We start from the raw sequence: 21,974 nt of genomic DNA on the forward strand, positions 1-21,974 counted from the left end.
AAAAAGGATAAATCGGCTGAAAAGCGTTTCACCGTCAACTCAAATGGGACAATAAGCATTTGTACATTCGCCGTATCAATCTGCTTGCTGACGGGTCAGGCGCTGTCTGGCAAATTTGCAGATCAGACGCCATGCTATGATTTGAGGGAGAAAAATTGAGGACGTTGAAAATGACCGACAGTGTCGCCACTGAAGTTCGTAAGCTCGCCAAAGCGCATAAGGTTACCGGCGATCGCGATAGCCTGAGCCGCATGGCAGTGACGATTACGCGTCTGGCAGGTGATGCCGTCGAACTCGATGGCGTTGAACAATTGCTCGTCAATCTGAAAAGGAAAGGCGTGCTGAGCAAGTCTGAAATCATGGCCCTTCAGGGCCGGTACCTTCAGGAAAAAAGGCGCAGCAATAAGCAGCTCAGCGCATGACTTTCGACCCCTTTGGCGATTTCGACACTGAAGGCTATCTGCAAAACTCGCTTAAGTTGAAAGACCCTCTCGAAGTCAAAGAATCTGAACATCTCGCCTTTGAAGCGTCACCGAGAACCAGTTCATCATCCGCGCCGCCTTGAGTCATATAGTTCCAAGCGAACTGCTACAAGATGGTTCTGAACGCCAGATGCATCCGTCGCAACAAACACATCAAATCTTTCCGCCAGTGCCGACAGGTTCGAAAGCGCTAAGTACACCAATCAAGACAATCAGATGGTCAAGCCGACCATATAGTGAGCAAGCTCCCTCGCCACAGTTGGGTGTGTGGCCCTTCAGGAACATTGCGCTGCATCTGACGGCACAGGTAATATTGAGAGAGATTCTCACTAACATCTGGAAAAGCCCACCAGTGCACTCTCCTCCGTCCAGCAAGCTGGGATTTTTCTTCAGCGATCATCACCGTTGGCTGCTGCAACATATCAATCGCCAGGTGCGCAACCACGCGGACGCCGAGGACACCGTTGCCGATACGTTTTGCCAATTGCTGGTGGCGCGCGTCGATCCGGACAGCATCGAACAGCCGCGCGCTTACCTGTCGACCATTGCCCGTCGTCTGGTGTTTGATCGTCATCGCCGGCGCAAGCTGGAGTTGGCCTACCTTGAGCGTTTGTCGACGCTGCCCGAAGCACTGGCGCCCTCCCCTGAAGAACAATTGCAACTGATCGAAGCGCTGGTCGCGATTGACCGCGCCATTGATGGCTTGCCGCTGATCGTCAAAACCACGTTCCTCTATAGCCAACTCGATGGCCTCAGCTATGTGGCGATTGCGCAGAAACTCGGGTTGTCGGAGCGCACGGTCAGTCGCTACATGAAACAGGCGTTGCTGAAGTGCTATCTGTGCGAGGTGGCGCCATGAGCAAGCGGCGCATCGACCCGGTCACCGAGCAAGCCATCGACTGGATGGTCAAGCTGCGCGCCGGCACACCCGACGCCAGACTGCAGGAGCGTTTCAACGCCTGGTTGTTGATGGATCGCGCGCACCGTCAGGCTTGGGACACATTGCAGGAACGCCTCGGCGATACGTTCAAACCGTTTCGCACGCTGGATCAACGGTTACCCGGTCAGGCCGGCGAAGCTCGTCAGGTCTTGTTGAAGCCACAGGCTTCGCGGCGCGACGCCTTGCGCGTAATCGCCGGTCTCGGCCTGCTCGGCGGCGGTCTGTTGCTGGGCAGCAAAACTCAGCTCGGCGAGTCGCTGCTGGCCGATTTGCACACCGCTCGCGGTCATCGGCAGAACTTCAATCTGGCCGATGGCAGCCGCTTGAGCCTGAATGCCGAGAGCGCGGTGGATCTGCGTTTCAATGACCGCCAGCGCCTGGTCATCCTGCGCCGGGGCGAGCTGGTGATCGATGTCGCGCCGGATGCGAATCGCCCACTGATCGTACGCACCGCCGAGGGCGAAATGCGCGCGTTGGGCACTCGCTTCCTCGTCGCTCAGGAAGCGGACGCCAGCCGCCTGGTGGTGTTGCAGCATTCGGTCGAAGCGCGGTTGTTCGATGGCACCACGCGAGTGGTCAAGGAAGGTCAGGCAGCGCTGCTCTCCACGCGCAACATCACCTTGGCCAGCGACGATGAACGCGGTCGCGCCGAATGGTTGAACGGCCGCTTGAACGTGCTCGATGAATCCCTCGAACAAGTGATCGACGCGCTGCGCCCTTATCATCGCGGATTCCTGCGCGTCGCCCCCGAAGTGCGCGGCTTGCGCGTGCAAGGCGTGTTCCCGCTCGACGCCCCCGATCGAACCCTGGACGCCTTGGCCGAAACCCTGCCAATCCGCATCAATCGCTACAGCCCGTGGCTGACCATGATCAGCAAAAGATGAATGCGAAAAAATATTTTATGGAAATCATTCTTGTTTGTGTCCGGTTTTCATTTCTCATCCGACCTATCTCCTGACGCTTTAACAAAAACAGGAGATTGTTGTGTTCAACACGTGGCCCCGTAACCTTTCTGCAGCCGTTGCTCTGGCGACACTGAGCACCTCAGCGCTGGCGCAAGACTTATCGTTCAACCTGCCGGCCGGCCCACTCGCCAGTACGCTAAACGCGATTGCCGGCCAGAGCGGGCAGATCATTTCGCTGGAACCCGCGCTGGTGCAGGGCAAGCGCGCGCCGGCGGTGATCGGGCAGATGCCAGCCGAGCAAGCGCTGCAAAAGGCACTCGCCGGCAGCGGTTTGCAGCTGCGCGTCACGGGGCAAGGCAACTTCAGTGTCGAGCCGGCCAGCGACAACAGCGCTTCGCTGCAACTGGACGCCACCAACATCGTTGAACGCAGCCTCGACAGCACCACGACTGAAGGCTCCGGTTCTTACGCTGCACGCGCCGTAACCATCGGCAAAGGCACGCACACGCTCAAGGAAATTCCGCAGTCGATCACCGTGATGACGCGCAAGCAGCTGGATGATCAGAATCTGGTTGATCTGAAAGACGCGGTCAACAAAACCACCGGTCTGGTCGGCGTTCAGGGCGTGGGTAAAGGCATGATCATTACCTCGCGCGGTTTTCAGATCGATGACTGGCAGTACGACGGCGTGCCGATCCCACGCAACACTTACGCCTTAGGCAACTGGGCGACGCAGGATCTGATTTTCTTCGACCGCGTGGAAATCCTCCGTGGTGCTTCCGGCCTGCTGCAAGGCACCGGCAGCCCCGGCGGCGCGATCAATCTGGTGCGCAAACGCGGGCAAAACGCACCCACCGTGACCATCACTGGCAAGGCCGGTTCGTGGGATCACTACGGCCTGCAACTGGACGCCGGTGGCCCGTTGAATTCGACGGGCAGCGTGCGCGGTCGCTTCGTTGCCGACGAAGACCAGAGCCAATCGTTCGTCGATTACGAATGGAGCAAAACCCACTCGCTGTACGGCGCACTGGACTTCGACCTGCGTGACGACACCACACTCGGTCTGGCGATCAGCAACTCCGATGGCGAGTCGCGCCCGATGATCCGTGGCCTGCCCCGCTACTCCGACGGCAAGCCGCTGAATGTGCCGCGCTCGACTTACGGCGGCGCGCGCTGGAACCATCTGGACATCGACGTCACCACGCTGTACGCCGACCTCCAGCACAGCTTCAACGACGATTGGGCGTTCAAGGTCGGCGCGGTGCGCATGGACGAAACCAACAAGGGCAAAAGTCAACGTCTGCAAACCAGCGGCGACGGGATCAATCCCGATGGCAGCGGCATTCAGTACGCCGATTTCGCCACCGATTTCGACGCGACCAAACTCGGTCTCGACATGAACATCACCGGCCACTTCGACGCCTTGTCCATGGCCCACGAAGTGATGCTCGGCGGCAACTATTCCAAATACACCTCCGACGATAAATACGCCCGAACCTTTAACAACAACACCACCGACACGATCTTCGACATCGATCACGATCGCCCGGACATCAGCTACGAAGGCATCCTCAATACGCCGGGCGGCCAAGCCACACCGAGCAAGTACGACGTTCGTCAGAAGGGTTTGTATGGCAGCTGGCGCGTCAAACCGATCGACTCGCTGACGCTGGTGCTCGGCTCGCGCGTCAGTTGGTATGACTACAGCTACAAGTACGCGACACAGAGAGCCTTCGGTGCGGCGATCGAGCAGCCGGAAAGCACCGCGAACGAAACCGGCGAAGTCACGCCGTACGCCGGCATCGTCTATGACCTGAGCCGCGAATGGGCGGTCTACGCCAGCTATACCGACGTGTTCGAGCCACAGACCAACCGCGATGCCGGCGGCACGATGCTGAAACCGGTGATCGGCAGCAACTACGAAGTTGGCCTCAAAGGCGAATTGATGGACGGCCGGGTCAACACCTCGCTGGCCGTGTTCCGCTACGACCAGGAAAACCGCGCCGTCAACGACCTCGCGTCAGGCATGATCTGCGACGGTTGGTATTGCTCCAACGCCGCCGGCAAAGTCCGCAGCCAGGGCATTGAAGCCGAGATCAGCGGCGAAGTGCTGACCAATCTGCAACTGTTCGCCGGCTACACCTACAACACCACCAAGTACCTCGATGACCCGGACAACGAAGGCAAAGTCTTCAGCACCTGGACACCGAAACACATGCTACGCGTGTGGGGCGATTACCAGTTCAGCGGCGACTGGGAACGCGTCAGCACCGGCCTCGGTTTCACCACGCAAAGCCATACGCTGGGTTACGAACACACCTACGACGTGGCGGGTTACACCGTGTGGAGCGCACGCCTTGGCTACCAGTTGAGCAAGGAAATTGGCCTGGCAGTGAACGCCAACAACCTGTTCGACAAACGCTACTACACCTCCGCGTACAACCAGCTCAACGGCAACAACAACTTCGGCGACCCGCGCAATGTGATGTTCAGCGTGAAGTACACGCCTGAGTTTTAAGGCACTCAATGGGTTCAGCGGTTGGCGGCTGAACCCATTGCTTGACCGACACCCCGCGCAACAGAAAATGCGACAACGCTGGAATCAACACCAGTGCTCCGAGCATGTTCCACAGAAACATGAACGTCAGCAAAATCCCCATGTCCGCCTGAAACTTGATCGGCGACCAGACCCAGCACACCACGCCCGCCGCCAAGGTGATCCCGACCAGCCCAACCACGCGCCCGGTGAACGCCACGGCGTTGCGATACGCTGCGGATAACGGCAGACCTTGACGCTGATAGTGCAACTGCACGCTGAGCAGGTACAGCGCGTAATCGACGCCAATGCCCACGCCCAAAGCGATCACCGGCAACGTCGCGACTTTCACGCCAATGCCCATGACCACCATCAACGCTTCACACAAAATCGACGTCAGCACCAGCGGCAACAACGCCACCAGCGTCGCGCGCCAACTGCGGAAGGTCACCAGACAAAACAATGTGACGGCGGCGTACACGTACAGCAGCATGGTGCGATTGGCCTCGCGCACGACGATATTGGTCGCCGCCTCGATGCCGGCACTGCCCGCCGCTAGCAAAAACTGGCGCTCGTCGCTGCTGTTTTCACGGGCAAAGCGGTCGGCAATCGCGACCACCTCGTCGAGGGTCTCGGCCTTGTGATCCTTGAGAAAGGCAATCACCGGCATCACCGAGCAATCGGTGTTGAACAGTTCTGGCGAGTTGACCGAAGCCTGCTGCGCGCCATAGTTAAGGACGTCTTGATTGCGCTGGATGCTGCTGAGTTTCGGGTTGCCCTCATAGGTACCGGCGGTGATCTGCCGAACCGCGTTGACCAGCGAAACAGTGGCCTGTACCCCTGAAGACTGTTGCAGTTCCCACGCCAGCCGATCGGCGAGGATCAGTGTTTTGTAGCTCAGGCAGCCCTCGGGCGGGGTCTTGATCATCACCGCGAACAGGTCGCTGGACAGTGCGTAATGCGCAGTGATCCAGGCGTTATCGCGGTTGTAGCGGGAGTCGGCGCGCAGTTCAGGCGCACCGCTTTCCAGGTCACCGACTTTCAGATGCAGGCTGATCGCGAATCCGCCGATCCCCATCAACACCGCCACCACTACCGCGCCCGTCGCCCACTTGGCGCTGGTGAAGCGGTCGAGACAGTCCCACAACCTGCCGAAACCTTTGTGGCGGTCAGCGCGGGTATCGATTTTCAGCGCACGCTCGGCGGCTTTCGCGCCCACGCCGACATAAGACAGCGCCACCGGCATCAGCAGCAGCGAGGTAAAGATCAGCACCGCGACACCGATACTGGCGGTGATCGCCAGATCCTTGATCACCGGAATGTCGATCAGCATCAGCACGGCAAACCCGACAGCATCCGCCAACAACGCAGTGACGCCGGCGATGAACAAGCGGCGAAAGGTATAGCGCGCGGCGACCAGTTTGTGCGTGCCCCGGGCGATGTCCTGCATGATGCCGTTCATTTTTTGCGCGGCGTGGGATACGCCGATGGCAAAGATCAGAAAAGGCACCAGCACCGAGTATGGATCGATGGCATAACCCAGCCACGCGACAAGGCCCAGTTGCCAGACCACTGCGACCAACGAGCAACCCACCACCAGCAAAGTACTGCGAACACACCGGGTGTAGAGATAAATGATGAGCAGCGATGTGATCACGGCCAGCGCGAAGAACATCATCACCTGAATCAGGCCATCGATCAGGTCGCCCATCAGCTTGGCAAAGCCGATTACGCGCACTTTGTAAGGGCCATCGCCCTCTTTGCCGGCCTTACGCGCGGCGCTGTCACCGGCGAATTCGATCTTGTCGCGCAATTGCTCTTCCAGCATCTGCGAGAAGTCACGGTAGTTGATTGGCTGAGCGCCGGCGCCAGCCTTGTCCAGCAACGGCACCACGAGCATGCTCGACTTCAAATCACTCGCCACCAGACTGCCGATGATGCCGGCGCGGGAGATGTTCTGGCGCAACTGCTCGATTTGCTCGGGGGTGCCCTGATAGGCGTCGGGCATCACCGGGCCGCCCTGAAAGCCTTCTTCGGTGACCTCCGTCCAGCGTACCGCCGGGCTCCACAACGACTTCATCCAGGCGCGGTCGACGCCTGCCGTGAGGAACAATTGATCGTTGACCTGTTTGAGCACGTCCAGATAGGCAGGATCGAAAATATCGCCCCGGGTGTTCTCGACCACTACCCGCACCGAGTTGCCAAGACCACGCAGCGCCTGCCGATTCTCGAGGTAGTTCTGAATGTACGGCTGACTCTGCGGGATCATTTTTTCGAAACTCGGTTTCAGCTCCAGACGGGTGACGGCCATGTAACCGAGCACCACGGTGATCATGGCCATCAGCAACATGAACAGCGGGCGAAAATTGAACACCATGCGCTCCAGCCGACTGCCGGAGTTGCACTCGAAATCACGTACATCACGGATCACCGGCATGCTGTCTTGTTCGATATTGCCCATATCCGGGTTCTCGCTTTTAGGGTTGTTTTCTTATTCTTTGCGCAGTGTCGAAACACCACGGGTACCCACGACCAGCATCGCGCCATCGGCCGTCTGTGCTGCGCCGGTCACCGGTAATGGTTCGGGCTCATGCCGCCATTGCAACTGCGCACCATTGCCGTGACTGACCAGCATCTGCCCGCCCTGCGTGAACAATCGGTAATGCCCGTCAGTGTCGACAAACCCGGCGGTAATGCTCGTGTGCAAGCCATTGTCCTGCGCGATCCAGTTGCGTCCGCCATCGGTACTGCGCAAAAGGTTGCCGCGCAGTCCGTAAGCAATCACTTCACCCGGCTTGCCAAGCACGCCGAAAAAACTGCCCTGATAGGGTGTGGGCACGGCGACGAAGCGCTGTTGCGCTGCATCCCATTTACGCAACAGCCCCTGCTCGCCGGCGATGTACAGCGCATCCCCCGTGGCGGCAATCGCATTGAGGTGAAAACCCTGCGGGTTGTCGGTGCGATCCTGAAACGGCATCCAGTGTTTGCCTCCGTCCGTGGTGCGCAGGATCAGGTTGAAGACACCCACCGCATAGCCGAGTTGATCATTGGCAAACCAGACGTCGAGCAACGGTTTATCCGCGCCCTGCTCCACCTGCCGCCGGCCTTCAGCAACCAGCAACGGCCATTGCTCGTTAGCCGGTTCAGCGCGGGCCAGTGCCTGATAGTGCTCGATCAGCAACGGGCCGATCTGGCGCCCGTCGAGCTGCTTGCGCCACGTCACCCCGCCGTCGCTGCTGTGCAAAATCACCCCGTCATTACCGACCGCCCAGCCTTGTGACGGCGAAGAAAAATTCACCGCCGTGAGGTCGCAGCTCACCGGCACGGCGGCCTGTTGCCAATGCTGGCCGCCGTCATCGGAGTAAACGATGTGCCCGCGCTGCCCAACGGCAACCAGTCGTGCCCCTGCCCGGGCCACGCCGGACAGCGCACTGCTGGCTGCCAGGGCACTGACTCTGGCAGGCTGATCCAGCACATCGAAATAGCCGTCCGCGCGGGCGACGCCCTGCAACAGCAGCAGGCACATGCCGAGCGTCACACCGCCGTATTTTTTCTGCCAATGCATACCGCGCCCTCTAGCGAATACCGCTGCCGGCCAACGACTCCGACGACCATTGCGCCTTCGAAAGCGGATCGATGTACTTGATGCCGCCGTAAGGCCCGACGACGCCGTTGATGTTGTAGGTGCCGCCGACCAGGTCGTAGATCATGAAAGGGGTCGAGTCCGGCACCTGTTTGTCGTAGCTCTGGCTGAGAAAGGCAAACGAGCCGCGATAAAGCTGTCCACGGGCGTCATATTGGTCGGAGGCCAGCGCTGCCCAGCTGTCCTCATCGAGATAGAAGCGGCGTTTCTGATAGATGTGCCGGGCGCCGGGCTTGAGATTGCCTTCCACCACCCAGACCCGGTGCTTCTCCCAACGCACGTAGTCAGGCGCCACATGATTGGCGGTGGTCAACGCTTTGGGATCCTGGGCATAGGTCAGTTTGTAGGTGTTGTACGGCACGATCATTTCCTGCTTGCCGACCAGCTTCCAGTCGTAGCGATCCAGTGCGCCGTTGAACACGAACACATCGTCATAAGTACCCGCACCGGCAGTGCCCGGGTTCGGCGTGTCGTACGCCAGGTTCGGCGCCAGTTTGACCCTGCGCTGCCCCGGCAGGTATTGCCAGGCGCGACGCGGTTGTTGCAACGGGTTGGCGGCGTCCTTGAGCATCATCGCTTCACCCGCACGGCGCGCCGGGCCGGTGTACGTCAGCTTCATCTGGTAATACACGTCAGCGCTGCTGATCGGTTGCGCGAGGTTTTCATAGATCGGGTAGGAGATGAACGCCTGCCCGGTAATAGCCAGACTGGCAACCCCGGCAGCGTCGACATTCCATGAGTCGTATTTTGAGCTGATGTTGACGCCCTGATAGCGCAGCAGGAAATTCCACATCGCTTCGTTGCCCGATTGCGGAATCGGAAACGGCACCCCCGGCAGAACATTGTCGACGGCCAGACCACCTTCGAGCGACTTGGCGCCCGTGGCATTTTTCACACCGTTGTCCAGCACCGCTTTAGGCAGTGAGACGGTGCGGTGCGTCGGGTAGACATTGATGTGAAACGTGGCGAAACGCTTGGCCAGTTCGACCGCCGTCGCCGAGAGCTCACCCTTGTACTGATCCACGTTCTTGCCATCGATCACCAGCAGCGGTTTCTCGTCAGCGAAAGGATCCGGGCGCATGCTGTCGCCGGTTTTGTAGGTGGCCGGCGGTGTGGTCAGCCCGCCCGTATAAGCGGGTATCGAACCGTCGGCATTGGCGGCTTTTTCCGCGCCGACGAGGGTCAGGTTATTGCCCAGTTTGGCCGCATCCTGCGCCGAAACGGCGGCCTGCGCTTGCGCGGCGATCGCCATGGTCAGTGAAACGGCGAGCATTGTATGGACGAATTTCATCGTGTGGTTCTCCTGTCTGTGAGACTTGAGCCAAGGTTGAATCAGAAGGTGGTTTTCATCGTCAGGTACACGGCGCCACGGTCAGCCGTGGTCGCGCCGCCACCGGAAAATGCCGAGTAGCCGCCGCCGTAACAGGCGTAGTTCTGGTTGCCACTGAACGCGTTGGGTGTCGAACCATCGCCTTTGCCGGCCTGGTCGGCGCCGGAGCTCAGGCCGCTGGTGTCGCACTTGTCGGTCTTGCCGAAAGCGTCGACGTATTTGAGGTCGATAAAGTATTTGTTGTACGCCACGGCACCGAGGCCGACCGCATAGTTGCCGGTGTTTTTCGCACCGCCACCGGACACCGGCGACACCCCGGCCAGACCGGCGTTGATCGACAGCGGCATATTCAAATCAACACCTGGCAGCACCTGGTACCAGGTCGGCGTAAAGTTGATCGCGATGCCCCAGTTATCCCGGGTGGGCGCGTCGATGCCGCGATAACTGTCCTCGCCTTTGTAGAGCGCTTTGTTCTTGTCATCGAGCTTGAGCAGATTGCTGTAGTACAGCTCGGAGAGCAGGGTTGCCGAATCGAACAGCGGCGTCTTCGGCAGTGACATCAAACCATTGAGCGTCCAGTGCAGCGTGTCACCCGTGGCGCTCATGCTGTCGCCACGGCTTGGCGTGTCGTAGATCACGCCCGTCTCGGCGGTGCGTGCCGGCAACAGCCCTAAACCTGCGCCCAACCCCGCAGGACTGGTCGAGCTGACAATCGCCGGAATGCTCGCCAGTGGCATGTTGTGCCGGATGTTGAGATCCGAGCCGACGCTCACTCCGCCCACGTCCTTGGACAAACTCAGGCCGAAAATCTGAATGTTGTCGGCGTACGCCAGTTGGTAACTGCTGGTGCTCAATGAGTTGAGGATGTTGACGACGCCCGGCACTTGCCCCGCCGGGCGGCTGCCGTTGGCATTCAGCGATGTCAGGCCGGTGGCGTTCAACCAGGCTTGAGGGAGAATGTCGGAGGTCTTGCGGTAGTAAAAACCGAGCGTGCCGTCGAGCCACGCAGGCGACCACTTGGCCATGACGCCCCAGTCACCACTGCTGCCCGGCGTCAGGTCATGCCCGCGACGTACATTGGTCAGGCCGTTGCACGGAGCGACGCCGCAGCCCAGCGGGCTGCCGGGCACCACGCCATTGGTGTTGCCGAGCAGAAAAGACTGCGCACCGAAACCAACCAGATCGGAGCCGCCGTAGTAAGTGCCGGCCTCCGGCAAGCGAGCAGCGTCCCAATCAAGAAAATACTGAGCGCCCAACGTCAGCTCAGGGTTGACGGTGAAGGACGTCGATAATTGCTTGCGCGGGACGAACAGCTCCTTGGCTTCAGTGCCGGGCGACGCCGACAGTTTCGCCAGATCCAGGCCGGACTGGCCGTAGCTGACCGAATGCACCGGGTTGAGCAGCGTTTCGCCCCAGAACACGTTGTGTTGACCAGCCTTGAGGCTCAGCAGCGATTGCTCGCCGACTTCCGTGTTGTAAAACACAAAAGCATCGAGAATTTCCCCGGAAGGCCCGGTGTAATAACGCTGTGCGTAGCGACTCAGGTGCGGGCTGCCGTTGCCGACGTTGTCTTGGCTGACGCCGGCCAGACGTGGGTCATTGGCGACCAGACCCGATCGTGCGTCGTTGCCATTGACGAAAGGATTGGAATTGGAGCCGGTATTTTCATAGGCCTGGTCGTACCAACTGGCCGCACTGACGCGAAAACCCATCGAGTTTTTGTAGACCACGTCCATCTCGGTCAGCAGGTCGATGCGGTTGCTGATGTTGGTGCCGGCCTTGCGAAAGTTGTAATCGCCGTCGTTGTTGTTCGGCGTGGCCAACATCCGTTTGTCGGCACTTTCAGTGCGTACGCCGTAGTTGTATTTGACGGTGTTATCCAGCCGCGCCGTCCAGTCCGGATTGCCCGTATCGATCTCGACCGCATGGGCGCTCGGTAGCGCTGCGGCCAGAATGGCCGAGGCCAGCAAGGTGTAACGCGAAGGCGCAAGCCCATGGCGCTTGGTGATGTGCATCGTGTCTTCTCCGCTTTTTTGTAGTTGTTTTTAAGCGCAGCCGCCCTCGCGCTTTCCCGGTGTGCGGGAAGACGTTTTCAGAAGTGAGGGCACGTGCCGGCAGGCGTTCAGCCAGCCGGCGTCTGAATCAACGATCCAGTTCCTGGATCAACAGTTCGGCGTCCGGCCACGCGCCAAAACCGGCGGCCGGGTTGAGATGACCCACAGCTCCCAGCGAGCGCAGCTCAGCGCCCCAGCCTTCGGCGAGGTGGGTGACGGCTTCGAGGCTGGCGAGGTGATCGTTAGTGCTGGCAGCGACCAGGCTGCGAAACGGTAATGGGCCACGGGGTAGAGGGTTCCAGCCCTGCGCTTGCAGGGTCTGGGGCGACGGGTAGCCTGCCGGCCAGTGAGCATCGAGATCCGGTGGCGTCGCTAGCAATGCACCTTTGATTGCACGCGAGTGCTGCGCCGCCCAGTGCGCCACCATCAACACGCCGGCGCTGTGGGCTACCAGAATCACCGGGCCGTCGATCTGCTCCAGTGCCTGCTGAATCGCTCGAACGCGCGCAGCGAGGTCGAGTTTGTCGGTGGTCAGCGGCGGCACACTGCGGACTTTTTCCAGACGCGCCTCAAGCAGCGTCTGCCAATGTTCGGCCACATGCTCGCGCAGGCCGGGTACGATCAGAACGGTTGCGGCAGTCTGCAATTTGTCCACGTCAACACCTTCGCTGTCTCGATGACTCGACTGGCTGTTTCGCCAGAATCTTTTTGTTGTGTCGACATTAAAGAGCGCTCGGCCGGGGTGCTTTTCATTGGACGTCAGGCACTTTTCTTTTGATGACAGAATTTCCTCCGCCGGACGGATGCCGCCCCCGTAGGAGCTGCCGCAGGCTGCGATCTTTTGATCTTGTTTTTGAAAGACAACATCAAAAGATCGCAGCTTTCGGCAGCTCCTACACGGATCGCTGTTCACGACTTTGCGACAGCGTTAACACAGCCGCTGTCGCAACTGTTCAATTGCAGATGCTCTGGATATAGTCACCCAGTACTTCCTTATCGTTATCGAACCAGGAAAGAACCCAGCATGCCCACGCTTGTTCGCGCCGCTGTCCTGACCAACTACCTGGAGGTCACGCAATACCTTGGCTTCAATCCGCGTGATGTACTGGCGGCAGTCGGCCTGAGCAAAGCACAGCTGCTGGCGCCCGAGCAGCGCATTCCGATTGATTCGGCGGTGCGGCTACTGGAAGACTCGGCGGCCGCCAGTGGCTGCCAGACGTTCGGCCTGAGCATGGCCGAATCCCGTCAGCTTTCAGATTTCGGCGTGGTCAGTTTGCTGCTCAGCCATCAGCGCACGCTGCGTGACGCCCTGCAGGTGGTTGTGCAATACCGGCACTTGATGAATGACTCACTGGCGATCTTTGTTGAAGAGGCCGGCAAGATGGTGATCATTCGCGAAGAAGTGGTCACGCAAACGCCGATGCCCAGCCGACAGGCCACCGAGTTGGCCATCGGCGTGATGTTCCGTCTGTGCTCGGCGCTGCTCGGTACGCACTGGCATCCCTACAGCGTCAACTTCACGCATCAGGCGCCCGATAATCTGCAACTGCATCGACGCCTGTTCGGCTGCACGCTGGAGTTCGGCAGCGAGTTCAACGGCATCGTCTGTTCCGATGCCAGCCTCGACGTCACCAACCCTAACGCCGACCCGGCCATGGCGCGCTATGCGCAGAGTTATCTGGACTCCCTGCAAGGTCATGAAAGCCATTCGCTGCTGCTTGAAGTGCGCAAGGCTATCTATCTGCTGTTGCCGATGGGCCGCGCCACCATCGAGCAAATTGCTCAGACCCAAGGCATGAACGTGCGCACGCTGCAACGTCGCCTCAAGGACGACGGCTGTGCTTTCAACGATGTGATCAATGAAGTGCGACGCGATCTGGTGTTGCGCTACCTGGAAAATCCCAACTACTCGCTGAGCCGCATCGCCGACTTGCTCGGCTATTCGATGGCCAGCTCCTTCACCCGCTGGTTCATTACCCAGTTCGACATGCCGCCCGCCACCTGGCGGGCAAAAAACGGCGACTGCTGGTACAGTCGCCGCGAAAAAACCGGTGTGATTGGCACCGGTTTAACTACCGCACCGGGCCGACGAGTCAGCACGGTGCGGCCTGCCTTACCTTAGAAACCCCAGTGCAACACCAGAAGCACCAGCACCGCGAGAAACACCGTCTCGCCGATCATCAGCAAAATCGGTTTGATGCCAACGGCGGCCAGCTCCTTGAGCTGTGTCTTCATGCCCAGTGCGCTGATGGAAATCACCAGGCTCCAGCGCGACAGCTCATTGACCGCGCCTTGCACTGCCGGCGCTACCCAACCGGTGCTGTTGATACAGGCCAGCAGCAGAAAACCGACGGCAAACCAAGGCAGCAATGGTGGGCGTTTCCCTGACGTATCAGCCCCCTGCAAACGCGTGACCATCGCCGCGCAGACAATCACCGGCAACAGCATGGCCACGCGCATCAATTTCACCACCGTGGCGGTGTCACCGGTTTCCGTCGACAAGCTGTAACCGGCACCCACTACCTGCGCGACGTCATGAATGGTCGCGCCCAAAAACACGCCCGCCACTTGCGGCGAGAGTTCCAGCCACTTGGCAATCATCGGGTAGACAATCATCGCCGTGGTCGACAACGCCGAAACGCCGATGACGGTAAACAGCGTGGCCCGCTCTTTCTGCGGGTGATGGGGCAGCGCCGCCGCCAGCGCCAACGCCGCCGAAGCGCCACAAATTGCCGTGGCGCCGCCGGTGAGCATGCCGAACAAGCGCTGAAAGCCCAACGCCTTCGCGGCCACGACTGACACGCCAATGGTCACCACCACCAAAAACACCACCAGTGCCACAGGCTTCCAGCCCAGCGCGGCAATTTGCTCAAGGGTGATGCGCATACCCAGCAACGCCACGCCAATGCGCAACACCGTGCGCGCAGTAAATTCGATGCCGGCCTTGCACACGCCATCACCGGCCAGAAAATTCAGCGCCATGCCCAGCAGCAACGCGAACAGCATCACCGGTGCACCGTAATGCTCGGACAAAAACGAAGCGGCTGCGGCGACGATCAGGCTGACGATAAACCCCGGTGCCAACTCGCGTGTCTGGCTATGAATACGGGTAAGCGCAACGGTGCTCATGCCACAGACTCCTCGCAAGCGAGGACGATAAACGCCTGACCATCAATGACTTCAACCGGGTAGCATGTGACTTTGACCTGCTTCGAATTGAGCAAATAGCCGCTGCGCAGATCGAAGCGCAAACCATGCGCGCAACACTGAATGACCTGGCCCTCCAGCCGACCGCCACACAGCGATGCACCCTGATGGGGACAGCTGTCGTCGATGGCCAGCAACTCACCGTCAACGTTGAACAGCGCCAGGCTTTTATCGGCGAACTCAAACAGTGACCGCCCTCCTCTCGGCGGGCATTTGTTGTCTGGTACAGCAACGCGCAACGCAGGAAGACGACTCATACTTTCACCTCGCAGGCGACTTCATTGACCGGGTCGCTGACGCGTTCGCCCGCCAGCCGGGCAATGTCTTTGAGGTAATGACTGCGCGCGTAGAAGAACACTGCGGCGGCCGCGATACTCACCAGCGGTACGAATTGAAAAGCGGCGTGCAGGCCGATCAGATCGGACAATTTGCCGGTGATGAAGGGCCCGGGCGCCAGCCCCAGCAGGTTATTGGCCAGGGTCAGTGTGGCGAAAGCTGTGCCGTGCACCGAGTAATGCGTCAGGTTGGCAACCATCGCCCCGGCAGGTCCGGTGGTGCCCGTGGCGATCAACATGCCCAGGCCGATCAGCAGCAATTGCGCGGGCCCAGCCGGCAAGGCGAAGGCCGCCGAAAGCAGCAAGCAACTGCCAAGACAATAAGCGATGGCCAATGCGACTTTGCGCTCAGGCGCATGACGGCACAGCCGATCACTGATCATCCCGCAGACAATCATTCCCGCGCCGCTGCACAACACAATGACCGCCGCCACCGCACCGGCCTTGTCGGTGCCCATGGCGTAATAACGGTTGAGGTAACTGGGCATCCAGACGATCACCGTGCCGCAGACGAACAACTGCAAACCGCTGCCGATGTACGTCGCCACCACCGAGCGACTGGAATACAAGGTGCTCAGGGGACGCTTGATCGCCGCCGCGGCTTTACTCGCCGCACGGGTTGCGCACTGCGGCGCAATCCGCGCCTGTTTGACGATCAGCGGATACAGCAGCGCCAGCACCAGTCCGAACAGCGCCATGCCAGCGAACGACCAGCGCCACCCCATCTTCGCAGCGATCACCCCACCCAACGCCATGCCCAGCACCGAGCCGAACATACCACCGGCCATAAACGCGCTGGCGAGGGTGGCGCGCATGTGTTTGGGAAACACCGAAATCACCACCGCGATGCCGACGCTGCCGTAAGCCGCCTCGCCGACACCGACCATAAACCGCGCAATGAACATCTGCGGATAGTCCTGCGCCACCGCGCAACCCAGTGTGGCCACGCTCCACAGAAAAGCCATAAAGGCCAGACTTCTCACCCGACCAAAACGGTCGGCCAGCAGCGACAGCGGAAAGGTCAGCAGCCCGACCATCAACGCGACGATGCCACTGAGCAAGCCCAGTTGACTGTCGCTCAAGGCCCACTCGACCTTGAGCATCGGAAACACCGCGTTGAGTACCTGACGCGACATGTAATCGGAAATCAACAAGCCGAACGTCAGGGCAAAAACGATCCAGGCATATGTGCGCGCAACACCGACGTCGTTATCGTCGTCATCGCTGGCGCTGGGGTGATAGGCCATGCAGCCTCCTCGAAACTTTGTTGTATTTGTTGTTATCGAGCTGTTGGGGTAACGCAACGAACGAGAGGCCAGCGGCCCCTCGCCCGGTTCAGTCAGCCGCGTTGCGGCAGACCTTTTTGCCCGGCCTTGCGGTTGGGCGCCATGCCGTTGGCCAGCAAGGTTTCTTCGATGCTCTGATACGCCACGCCAATGCGATAAATCTCGCGGGCTTCCTTGCCAGTAGCAATCTCGCGCCCCAGTTCATGGGCAATGCGCACGGTCTGCTGAATCTGTTGCACCGACCCGAAGCGATCGCCCTTGTGATCAATGATCGTGTCTTCATTGCCGACTCGCGGATGCAAGCCCATCGCCAACGCCATGGTGTTGAACGGCAGCACGTTCTTGAGTAACGACTCGGACGTCAGGGTGCACGCGTCCGGTACGCGATGGATAAAGTTAAAGAAGTTGAACGGGTTCGGCCCGTCGAAACCACCGCCGATGCCGATCCAGGTGAGGTTCAGCGGGCCCATGTACACACCGCTGCGCACCAGACGCATCAGGGTTTCCAGGGCATGCATGCCGGTCAGCTGAAAGTGTGGCTGGACGCCTGCGGCCATCAACCGGCGCAAATGTTCGGCGACCCAGGCCGGGCCGGCCGGCACGGTCATTTCGCTGTATGCGGCATGAATGGCCGGGTTGTCCAGCGAGGTGCCTGCAAGGTATTCCGGGTACAGCAACTCCATGATGTTCATCTGGGTGGTGTTGATCGCCACCGTGACCTGATCCGGTTTCGGTGTCAGCTCCGCGAGCATGTGCCGGGTGTCATCGGACAGCCACTTGGCGGCTTCACCATCGCTTTCCGGGGCGAAGGAAATCGAACCGCCGACCTGGATAATCATGTCCGGCACCGCTTCGCGCACACCGGCAATCAGCTCATTGAATTTCGACAGACGCTTGGAACCCTTGCCGTCGAGTTCCCGCACATGCAGGTGCAAGACAGTGGCGCCCGCCTCGTAGCAATCGACCGCTTTCTGCACCTGTTCATCCATGGTCAGCGGGATGTCTTCGGGGAAATCTTCCGGCATCCACTCGGGGCCATACGGAGCCACGGTGATCACCACTTTTTCCATGTTTTCCGGGTGCAGGGAATCGTCGAGAAATTGCATGGGGTACTCCTTTTTTATGATTGTCCGCGCAGCCGGGTTCGCACCGGGCTGGCGTTTTCGAGTGCGAATGCAGTAAGGGTCGATCAGTAAGTCTTGTCGCCGACGATCCCGGCACGCTCCATCTTGCGATGGCACAACGGGTAATCCATCACGGCGTAATGCTGGGTGCTGCGGTTGTCCCAGATCGCAATGCTGTTGGGTTTCCAGCGCCAGCGCACTTGGTATTCCGGGATGTACGCCTGGCTGATCAGGTAGCGCAGCAACTCACTTGCGCCGGGGTTGGCGTCCTGGCCGAAACGCACTCGATCAGCGGTGTGGTAATTGCTGAAATGCGTAGTGAAGGCGTTGACGAACAGCACTTTTTCCAGCGTGTCCGGATGCGTGCGCACCACCGGATGCTCGGCATCGGGGTACGTCGCCCTAAGCGCCAGGCGTCTTTCGATCGGCAGCGCGGCACCGAAGCTGGCTTCGATGCTGTGCCGGGCACGCAGATCGGCAATCTTGATCTTCACGTCTTCCGGCAAGCGCGCATACGCCTCGACCATATTGGCCCACATGGTGTCGCCGCCCACCGGCGGACATTCGACACAGCGCAAGACACAACCCATCGGCGGCGCCTCACGCCAGGTGGCGTCGGTGTGCCACGAGTTTTCATAGCGTTCCGGCGGATGCTCCGGGCTCTTGTAGATCCGCACCAGCCCGGGATGATCCGGATCGCTGCCAACCATCGGGTGATCTTCAAGCTCACCGAAGCGCCGGGCAAAGGCCACGTGATCGGCACGGCTGATGTCCTGATTACGCAGGAACAACACGCGGTGCTTGAGCAATTGCGCGCGAATTTCGGCAAAAAGACCGTCGTCATGTACCGCGTCGGCAAGGCTGACGCCTTCAAGCTCGGCGCCAATGCTGCACGTCAGTTGTTCGACTCTCATGGCTGACGACTCCTTCAGATGACGAAAATCGATGAGCCGGTGGTCTTGCGCGATTCCAGGTCACGGTGGGCCTGAACGGCATCCTGCAACGCGTAGTGCTGGTTGATTTCGATCTTGATCCGGCCACTGCCGACCAGGTCGAACAGCTCGCCGGCCAACGCGGCTTTTTCCTCGGGGTCGGCGATGTAGTCAGCCAAGGCCGGGCGGGTCATGAACAGCGAGCCCTTCATTGCCAGCAACATCGGATCGACCGGCGGAATCGGCCCGGAAGCCGTACCGACGCAGACCATCAGACCGCGACGTTTGAGCGAGTCCAGCGAGCCCATGAAGGTGTTCTTGCCAACACTGTCGAACACTACGTTGACGCCAACGCCGTCGGTCAATTCACGAACCTGTTGCGCGACATCCTGATGGCTGTAATTGATCACATGGTCGCAGCCATGGGCACGGGCGATTTCGCCTTTGGCCTCGGTGGAGACGGTGCCGATGACCGTCAGCCCGAGCAACTTGGCCCATTGCGAAACGATCAGACCGACGCCACCGGCAGCAGCGTGCAGCAAGATACTGTCGCCCGCTTTGAAGTCGTGGATGCGCCGCATCAGGTAAGCCGAGGTCAGCCCGCGCATGGTCATCGCGGCAGCCGTTTCGAAACTGATGGTTTCCGGCAGTTTGATCAGCGGTGCGGCGGATATCAGACGCTCAGTGCTGTAGGCGCCCAAGGTATTAAGAAACCCGGTGTAGGTGACACGATCGCCCACCCGCACATTGCTCACGCCCTCGCCGATGGCCTGCACCACGCCGGAGGCTTCAACGCCCATGCCGTTAGGCAGCGGGATCGGGTAAGTGCCGTTGCGAAAGTAGGTGTCGGCGTAGTTGAGGCCCACCGCCACATGACGAAGACGCACCTGGCCTGGGCCGGGATCGCCAACGTCGACATCTTCATAGCGAAGCACGTCGGGATCACCGGATTCGTAGAAGCGCACTGCTTTGGCCATTTTTCTTATTCTCCCTGCAAGGTTGGGCGTATCGCTCGATTGGCGTTGACCTGACTCTAGGTCGCGCGCCAGGCAATCGCTTCGCATCAGGCGACAATGGCTTTTCATTTGATGACAACGGGTGGCAAGACAAACAGGCGTCCGACGGGCCGCCCTCTCTGACGCTCACGCGCTACCGGTCACTTTTTCTTACACCTTTTGTCGCCAGATCCTACGCCGTACGGCGATCCGGAGCCGGTCGTTGCCGTCAGTTTGGTATCATGCGCCGCTTTTACGGTTAACCACCGCCCGTCCTGTCGACGGGCGGGCTGCAAAAGGCGGTATTAGATGACGGCTTTGTTGACTCGCCGCAAGGTGCTTGCGGGAATGGGCGTACTCGGGCTCGGCCTGCTCGCCGGCTGCGACACCCGCGGCGAACTGTCGTACAAGTACGGCAAAGATCTGAGCGACAAGATCCTGGGACGCACTTTCAAGCTGAAGAACACTGACGGCGAAACCATGTCGCTGTCGAGCTTTCGCGGCATGATGCCGATGATCTTCTTCGGCTTCACTCAATGCCCGGCGGTCTGCCCCACCACCCTCGCCCGCGCGGCGAAAATCAAGAAACTGATGGGCAAGGACGGCGATCGTTTGCAGGTGATCTTCATCACCCTCGACCCCGAACGCGACACCCCGGAAATCCTCGACGCCTACATGAAAGCCTTCGACCCGAGCTTCGTCGCGCTGTACGGCAGCGTTGAAGAAACCAAGGCCACCGCCAAGGAATTCGACGTGTTCTACGAGAAAGTCCCGGCCGGCGACACCTACACCATCTCGCACACGTCGACCAGTTACGTCTACGACTCCCGTGGCGGCCTGCGCCTGGGCCTGTCCACCTCGCTTTCGGCAGAAGAATGCACGGAAGACTTGCTTACCGTTATGGAGGTTTGCTGATGCACCCTGTTCTGAACAACATCAAACGTGCTGCGCTTGCCCTGTCGCTGATGGGCCTGGCGTTTCAGGCCTCTGCGCAGACCAAAGTCGACGATGCCTGGGTTCGCGCCACCGTGCCGACCCAGACCGCCAGCGGCGCATTCATGACCGTCACGGCCGACAGCGACAGCAAGTTGCTCAGCGTCGCCACACCGATCGCCAAAGACGTGCAGATCCACGAAATGACCATGAAGAATGACGTCATGAGCATGGGCCCGGTGAAGTTCGTCGAACTGCCGGCTGGCAAAGCCGTAAAGCTTGATCCGAACGGCTACCACGTGATGCTGATGGGCCTGAGCGCGCAGCTGAAAGAAGGCGAAACCGTGCCGCTGACCCTGACCGTCGAGAACGCCAAGGGCGAGAAAGAAACCCTCGAGGTCAAAGCACCGGTTCGCTCGCTGACCAACATGGAAGGTCACGATCACAGCAAAATGCACTGATCTGACTGACTGAAACACCTGCGGGGCGGCCTGATCAACGATCATGCCGCCCCGTTTTTTTGAGCTCATGGAAAGCGTGCTTTACATCGGCAAATTCTTCGGCGAGGATGTAAAGGGTCTTTTACATAGGAAGTGAAGAATGAACCGCTACTACCTCGAAATGGGCGCCGCATCGGTTCTCTACGTGCTGGTGTTGAGCCTTTCCCTGATCGCCAGCCAATCCCTGCTGGACGCCAACATTTTTCTGCGATCCGTGGTGGCCCTGACCCCGATCATTCCGGCAGGCCTGATGTGCTGGGCCATCGTGCGCAACATGCGGCGCATGGATGAAATGCATCTGCGTATCCAGTTCGAAGCCCTCGGTTTTGCCTTCGCCGCTTCGGCACTGCTGACGTTCAGTTACGGGTTTCTGGAAAACGTCGGCGCGCCGCACATTCCGTGGACATGCGTGTGGCCGGTGATGGGTTTGATGTGGATTGTTGGGCTGCAGATTGCGCGACGCCGCTACCAATGAAAAACCGTCTGAAGGCACTGCGCGCCGAGCGCAAGTGGTCGCAGGTTGATCTGGCGGAGCGCTTGAACGTGTCGCGACAGACCATAAATGCGATCGAAAACGAACGCTACGACCCGAGCTTGCCGCTGGCATTCCAGATTGCCCGCGCGTTCGAAATGCACATTGAAGACATCTTCGACGACAAAGAGAGTTAACACCGCCCCCTGTGGCGAGGGGATTTATCCCCGTTGGCCTGCGCAGCAGGCCCATCTTTTTCTGAATCAAAAGAGAGGCCGCTGCGCGACCCAACGGGGATAA

General features: G+C 59.8%; 20 protein-coding genes and 1 pseudogene. 10 read left to right on the plus strand and 11 right to left on the minus strand.

Annotation, left to right across the window (positions count from 1 at the left end; all coding sequences use genetic code 11):
• Positions 1-170 precede the first annotated feature (170 nt).
• From ACZZ0D_RS12705 to ACZZ0D_RS12725, 5 genes and pseudogenes are all read left to right on the plus strand, one after another.
• Entirely contained in the window at positions 171-422 is a 252-nt protein-coding gene (locus tag ACZZ0D_RS12705) for a hypothetical protein (RefSeq protein ID WP_212549296.1), read from the plus strand.
• Positions 419-526, plus strand: a pseudogene (locus ACZZ0D_RS12710) (cell filamentation protein Fic); the annotation flags it as partial. The gene ACZZ0D_RS12705 and the pseudogene ACZZ0D_RS12710, both read left to right, overlap by 4 nt.
• Positions 527-834: 308 nt before the next feature.
• Positions 835-1,341 (plus strand): sigma-70 family RNA polymerase sigma factor, encoded by a 507-nt coding sequence (locus ACZZ0D_RS12715; protein ID WP_463553423.1) that lies wholly within the window; start codon positions 835-837, stop codon positions 1,339-1,341.
• On the plus strand, positions 1,338-2,306 hold the full coding sequence (locus ACZZ0D_RS12720; RefSeq protein ID WP_212545859.1) for a FecR domain-containing protein: 969 nt from the start codon (positions 1,338-1,340) through the stop codon (positions 2,304-2,306). Before ACZZ0D_RS12715 ends, ACZZ0D_RS12720 begins: the two co-directional genes overlap by 4 nt.
• Positions 2,307-2,406: 100 nt before the next feature.
• Positions 2,407-4,845: a TonB-dependent siderophore receptor gene (locus tag ACZZ0D_RS12725; RefSeq protein WP_463553424.1), complete on the plus strand. Its 2,439-nt coding sequence runs from the start codon at positions 2,407-2,409 to the stop codon at positions 4,843-4,845.
• Here ACZZ0D_RS12725 and ACZZ0D_RS12730 read toward each other — a convergent pair.
• The 5 genes from ACZZ0D_RS12730 to ACZZ0D_RS12750 all read right to left on the minus strand — a co-directional run bounded on the left by ACZZ0D_RS12730 (position 4,817) and on the right by ACZZ0D_RS12750 (position 12,545).
• Positions 4,817-7,324: an efflux RND transporter permease subunit gene (locus tag ACZZ0D_RS12730; protein WP_463553425.1), complete on the minus strand. Its 2,508-nt coding sequence runs from the start codon at positions 7,322-7,324 to the stop codon at positions 4,817-4,819. The genes ACZZ0D_RS12725 and ACZZ0D_RS12730 overlap by 29 nt on opposite strands.
• A 30-nt stretch (positions 7,325-7,354) precedes the next feature.
• A complete protein-coding gene (locus tag ACZZ0D_RS12735) occupies positions 7,355-8,428 on the minus strand; it encodes a WD40/YVTN/BNR-like repeat-containing protein (RefSeq protein ID WP_463553426.1) in 1,074 nt (357 codons plus the stop codon).
• A gap of 10 nt (positions 8,429-8,438) precedes the next feature.
• Positions 8,439-9,797 (minus strand): DUF1329 domain-containing protein, encoded by a 1,359-nt coding sequence (locus tag ACZZ0D_RS12740; protein WP_463553427.1) that lies wholly within the window; start codon positions 9,795-9,797, stop codon positions 8,439-8,441.
• Positions 9,798-9,838: 41 nt separating this feature from the next.
• Positions 9,839-11,851, minus strand: a complete 2,013-nt coding sequence (locus ACZZ0D_RS12745) for a DUF1302 domain-containing protein (RefSeq protein WP_463553428.1) — start codon at positions 11,849-11,851, stop codon at positions 9,839-9,841.
• 127 nt (positions 11,852-11,978) lie between these two features.
• On the minus strand, positions 11,979-12,545 hold the full coding sequence (locus ACZZ0D_RS12750; protein WP_463553429.1) for an RBBP9/YdeN family alpha/beta hydrolase: 567 nt from the start codon (positions 12,543-12,545) through the stop codon (positions 11,979-11,981).
• 369 nt (positions 12,546-12,914) lie between these two features.
• Here ACZZ0D_RS12750 and ACZZ0D_RS12755 point away from each other — a divergent pair, with 369 nt between their 5' ends.
• Complete coding sequence (locus tag ACZZ0D_RS12755) at positions 12,915-14,012, plus strand: AraC family transcriptional regulator (RefSeq protein ID WP_463553430.1); 1,098 nt, start codon at positions 12,915-12,917, stop codon at positions 14,010-14,012.
• Here the strand turns inward: ACZZ0D_RS12755 and ACZZ0D_RS12760 are convergent.
• From ACZZ0D_RS12760 to ACZZ0D_RS12785, 6 genes are all read right to left on the minus strand, one after another.
• Positions 14,009-15,019: a YeiH family protein gene (locus tag ACZZ0D_RS12760; RefSeq protein ID WP_426619840.1), complete on the minus strand. Its 1,011-nt coding sequence runs from the start codon at positions 15,017-15,019 to the stop codon at positions 14,009-14,011. The two genes, ACZZ0D_RS12755 and ACZZ0D_RS12760, sit on opposite strands and share 4 nt — an antisense overlap.
• The gene (locus tag ACZZ0D_RS12765; RefSeq protein WP_463553431.1) at positions 15,016-15,354 is read right to left on the minus strand and encodes a Rieske (2Fe-2S) protein; all 339 of its coding nucleotides are present in this window, start codon (positions 15,352-15,354) and stop codon (positions 15,016-15,018) included. Before ACZZ0D_RS12765 ends, ACZZ0D_RS12760 begins: the two co-directional genes overlap by 4 nt.
• On the minus strand, positions 15,351-16,679 hold the full coding sequence (locus tag ACZZ0D_RS12770; protein ID WP_212549287.1) for an MFS transporter: 1,329 nt from the start codon (positions 16,677-16,679) through the stop codon (positions 15,351-15,353). Before ACZZ0D_RS12770 ends, ACZZ0D_RS12765 begins: the two co-directional genes overlap by 4 nt.
• 92 nt (positions 16,680-16,771) lie before the next feature.
• Positions 16,772-17,824, minus strand: coding sequence for a beta-keto acid cleavage family enzyme (locus tag ACZZ0D_RS12775; RefSeq protein WP_053119475.1), 1,053 nt, complete (start codon positions 17,822-17,824; stop codon positions 16,772-16,774).
• Between the two features lie 83 nt (positions 17,825-17,907).
• Complete coding sequence (locus ACZZ0D_RS12780; RefSeq protein ID WP_463553433.1) at positions 17,908-18,756, minus strand: TauD/TfdA dioxygenase family protein; 849 nt, start codon at positions 18,754-18,756, stop codon at positions 17,908-17,910.
• A gap of 14 nt (positions 18,757-18,770) precedes the next feature.
• Positions 18,771-19,751, minus strand: coding sequence for a quinone oxidoreductase family protein (locus tag ACZZ0D_RS12785; protein ID WP_053119471.1), 981 nt, complete (start codon positions 19,749-19,751; stop codon positions 18,771-18,773).
• Positions 19,752-20,078: 327 nt separating this feature from the next.
• Here ACZZ0D_RS12785 and ACZZ0D_RS12790 point away from each other — a divergent pair, with 327 nt between their 5' ends.
• The 4 genes from ACZZ0D_RS12790 to ACZZ0D_RS12805 all read left to right on the plus strand — a co-directional run bounded on the left by ACZZ0D_RS12790 (position 20,079) and on the right by ACZZ0D_RS12805 (position 21,871).
• Entirely contained in the window at positions 20,079-20,684 is a 606-nt protein-coding gene (locus ACZZ0D_RS12790; protein WP_463553434.1) for an SCO family protein, read from the plus strand.
• Positions 20,684-21,163, plus strand: a complete 480-nt coding sequence (locus tag ACZZ0D_RS12795) for a copper chaperone PCu(A)C (protein ID WP_463553435.1) — start codon at positions 20,684-20,686, stop codon at positions 21,161-21,163. Before ACZZ0D_RS12790 ends, ACZZ0D_RS12795 begins: the two co-directional genes overlap by 1 nt.
• A gap of 139 nt (positions 21,164-21,302) precedes the next feature.
• Positions 21,303-21,677 carry a hypothetical protein gene (locus tag ACZZ0D_RS12800; protein ID WP_463553436.1) on the plus strand — a complete coding sequence of 125 codons (375 nt, stop codon included), beginning with the start codon at positions 21,303-21,305 and terminating at the stop codon, positions 21,675-21,677.
• Complete coding sequence (locus ACZZ0D_RS12805; protein ID WP_463553437.1) at positions 21,674-21,871, plus strand: helix-turn-helix transcriptional regulator; 198 nt, start codon at positions 21,674-21,676, stop codon at positions 21,869-21,871. The genes ACZZ0D_RS12800 and ACZZ0D_RS12805 overlap by 4 nt, the downstream gene beginning before the upstream one ends.
• Positions 21,872-21,974 lie beyond the last annotated feature (103 nt).

This window comes from Pseudomonas sp. AC193, from assembly GCF_979258075.1.

What these genes read in the sequence shown, in the direction of transcription:
- ACZZ0D_RS12705 (WP_212549296.1), top strand. Translation starts at nt 171, where the DNA reads ATGACCGACAGTGTCGCCACTGAAGTTCGTAAGCTCGCCAAAGCGCAT.
- ACZZ0D_RS12720 (WP_212545859.1), top strand. Translation starts at nt 1,338, where the DNA reads ATGAGCAAGCGGCGCATCGACCCGGTCACCGAGCAAGCCATCGACTGG.
- ACZZ0D_RS12730 (WP_463553425.1), bottom strand. Translation starts at nt 7,324, where the DNA reads ATGGGCAATATCGAACAAGACAGCATGCCGGTGATCCGTGATGTACGT.
- ACZZ0D_RS12735 (WP_463553426.1), bottom strand. Translation starts at nt 8,428, where the DNA reads ATGCATTGGCAGAAAAAATACGGCGGTGTGACGCTCGGCATGTGCCTG.
- ACZZ0D_RS12740 (WP_463553427.1), bottom strand. Translation starts at nt 9,797, where the DNA reads ATGAAATTCGTCCATACAATGCTCGCCGTTTCACTGACCATGGCGATC.
- ACZZ0D_RS12745 (WP_463553428.1), bottom strand. Translation starts at nt 11,851, where the DNA reads ATGCACATCACCAAGCGCCATGGGCTTGCGCCTTCGCGTTACACCTTG.
- ACZZ0D_RS12755 (WP_463553430.1), top strand. Translation starts at nt 12,915, where the DNA reads ATGCCCACGCTTGTTCGCGCCGCTGTCCTGACCAACTACCTGGAGGTC.
- ACZZ0D_RS12760 (WP_426619840.1), bottom strand. Translation starts at nt 15,019, where the DNA reads ATGAGCACCGTTGCGCTTACCCGTATTCATAGCCAGACACGCGAGTTG.
- ACZZ0D_RS12765 (WP_463553431.1), bottom strand. Translation starts at nt 15,354, where the DNA reads ATGAGTCGTCTTCCTGCGTTGCGCGTTGCTGTACCAGACAACAAATGC.
- ACZZ0D_RS12770 (WP_212549287.1), bottom strand. Translation starts at nt 16,679, where the DNA reads ATGGCCTATCACCCCAGCGCCAGCGATGACGACGATAACGACGTCGGT.
- ACZZ0D_RS12775 (WP_053119475.1), bottom strand. Translation starts at nt 17,824, where the DNA reads ATGCAATTTCTCGACGATTCCCTGCACCCGGAAAACATGGAAAAAGTG.
- ACZZ0D_RS12780 (WP_463553433.1), bottom strand. Translation starts at nt 18,756, where the DNA reads ATGAGAGTCGAACAACTGACGTGCAGCATTGGCGCCGAGCTTGAAGGC.
- ACZZ0D_RS12785 (WP_053119471.1), bottom strand. Translation starts at nt 19,751, where the DNA reads ATGGCCAAAGCAGTGCGCTTCTACGAATCCGGTGATCCCGACGTGCTT.
- ACZZ0D_RS12790 (WP_463553434.1), top strand. Translation starts at nt 20,079, where the DNA reads ATGACGGCTTTGTTGACTCGCCGCAAGGTGCTTGCGGGAATGGGCGTA.
- ACZZ0D_RS12795 (WP_463553435.1), top strand. Translation starts at nt 20,684, where the DNA reads ATGCACCCTGTTCTGAACAACATCAAACGTGCTGCGCTTGCCCTGTCG.
- ACZZ0D_RS12800 (WP_463553436.1), top strand. Translation starts at nt 21,303, where the DNA reads ATGAACCGCTACTACCTCGAAATGGGCGCCGCATCGGTTCTCTACGTG.
- ACZZ0D_RS12805 (WP_463553437.1), top strand. Translation starts at nt 21,674, where the DNA reads ATGAAAAACCGTCTGAAGGCACTGCGCGCCGAGCGCAAGTGGTCGCAG.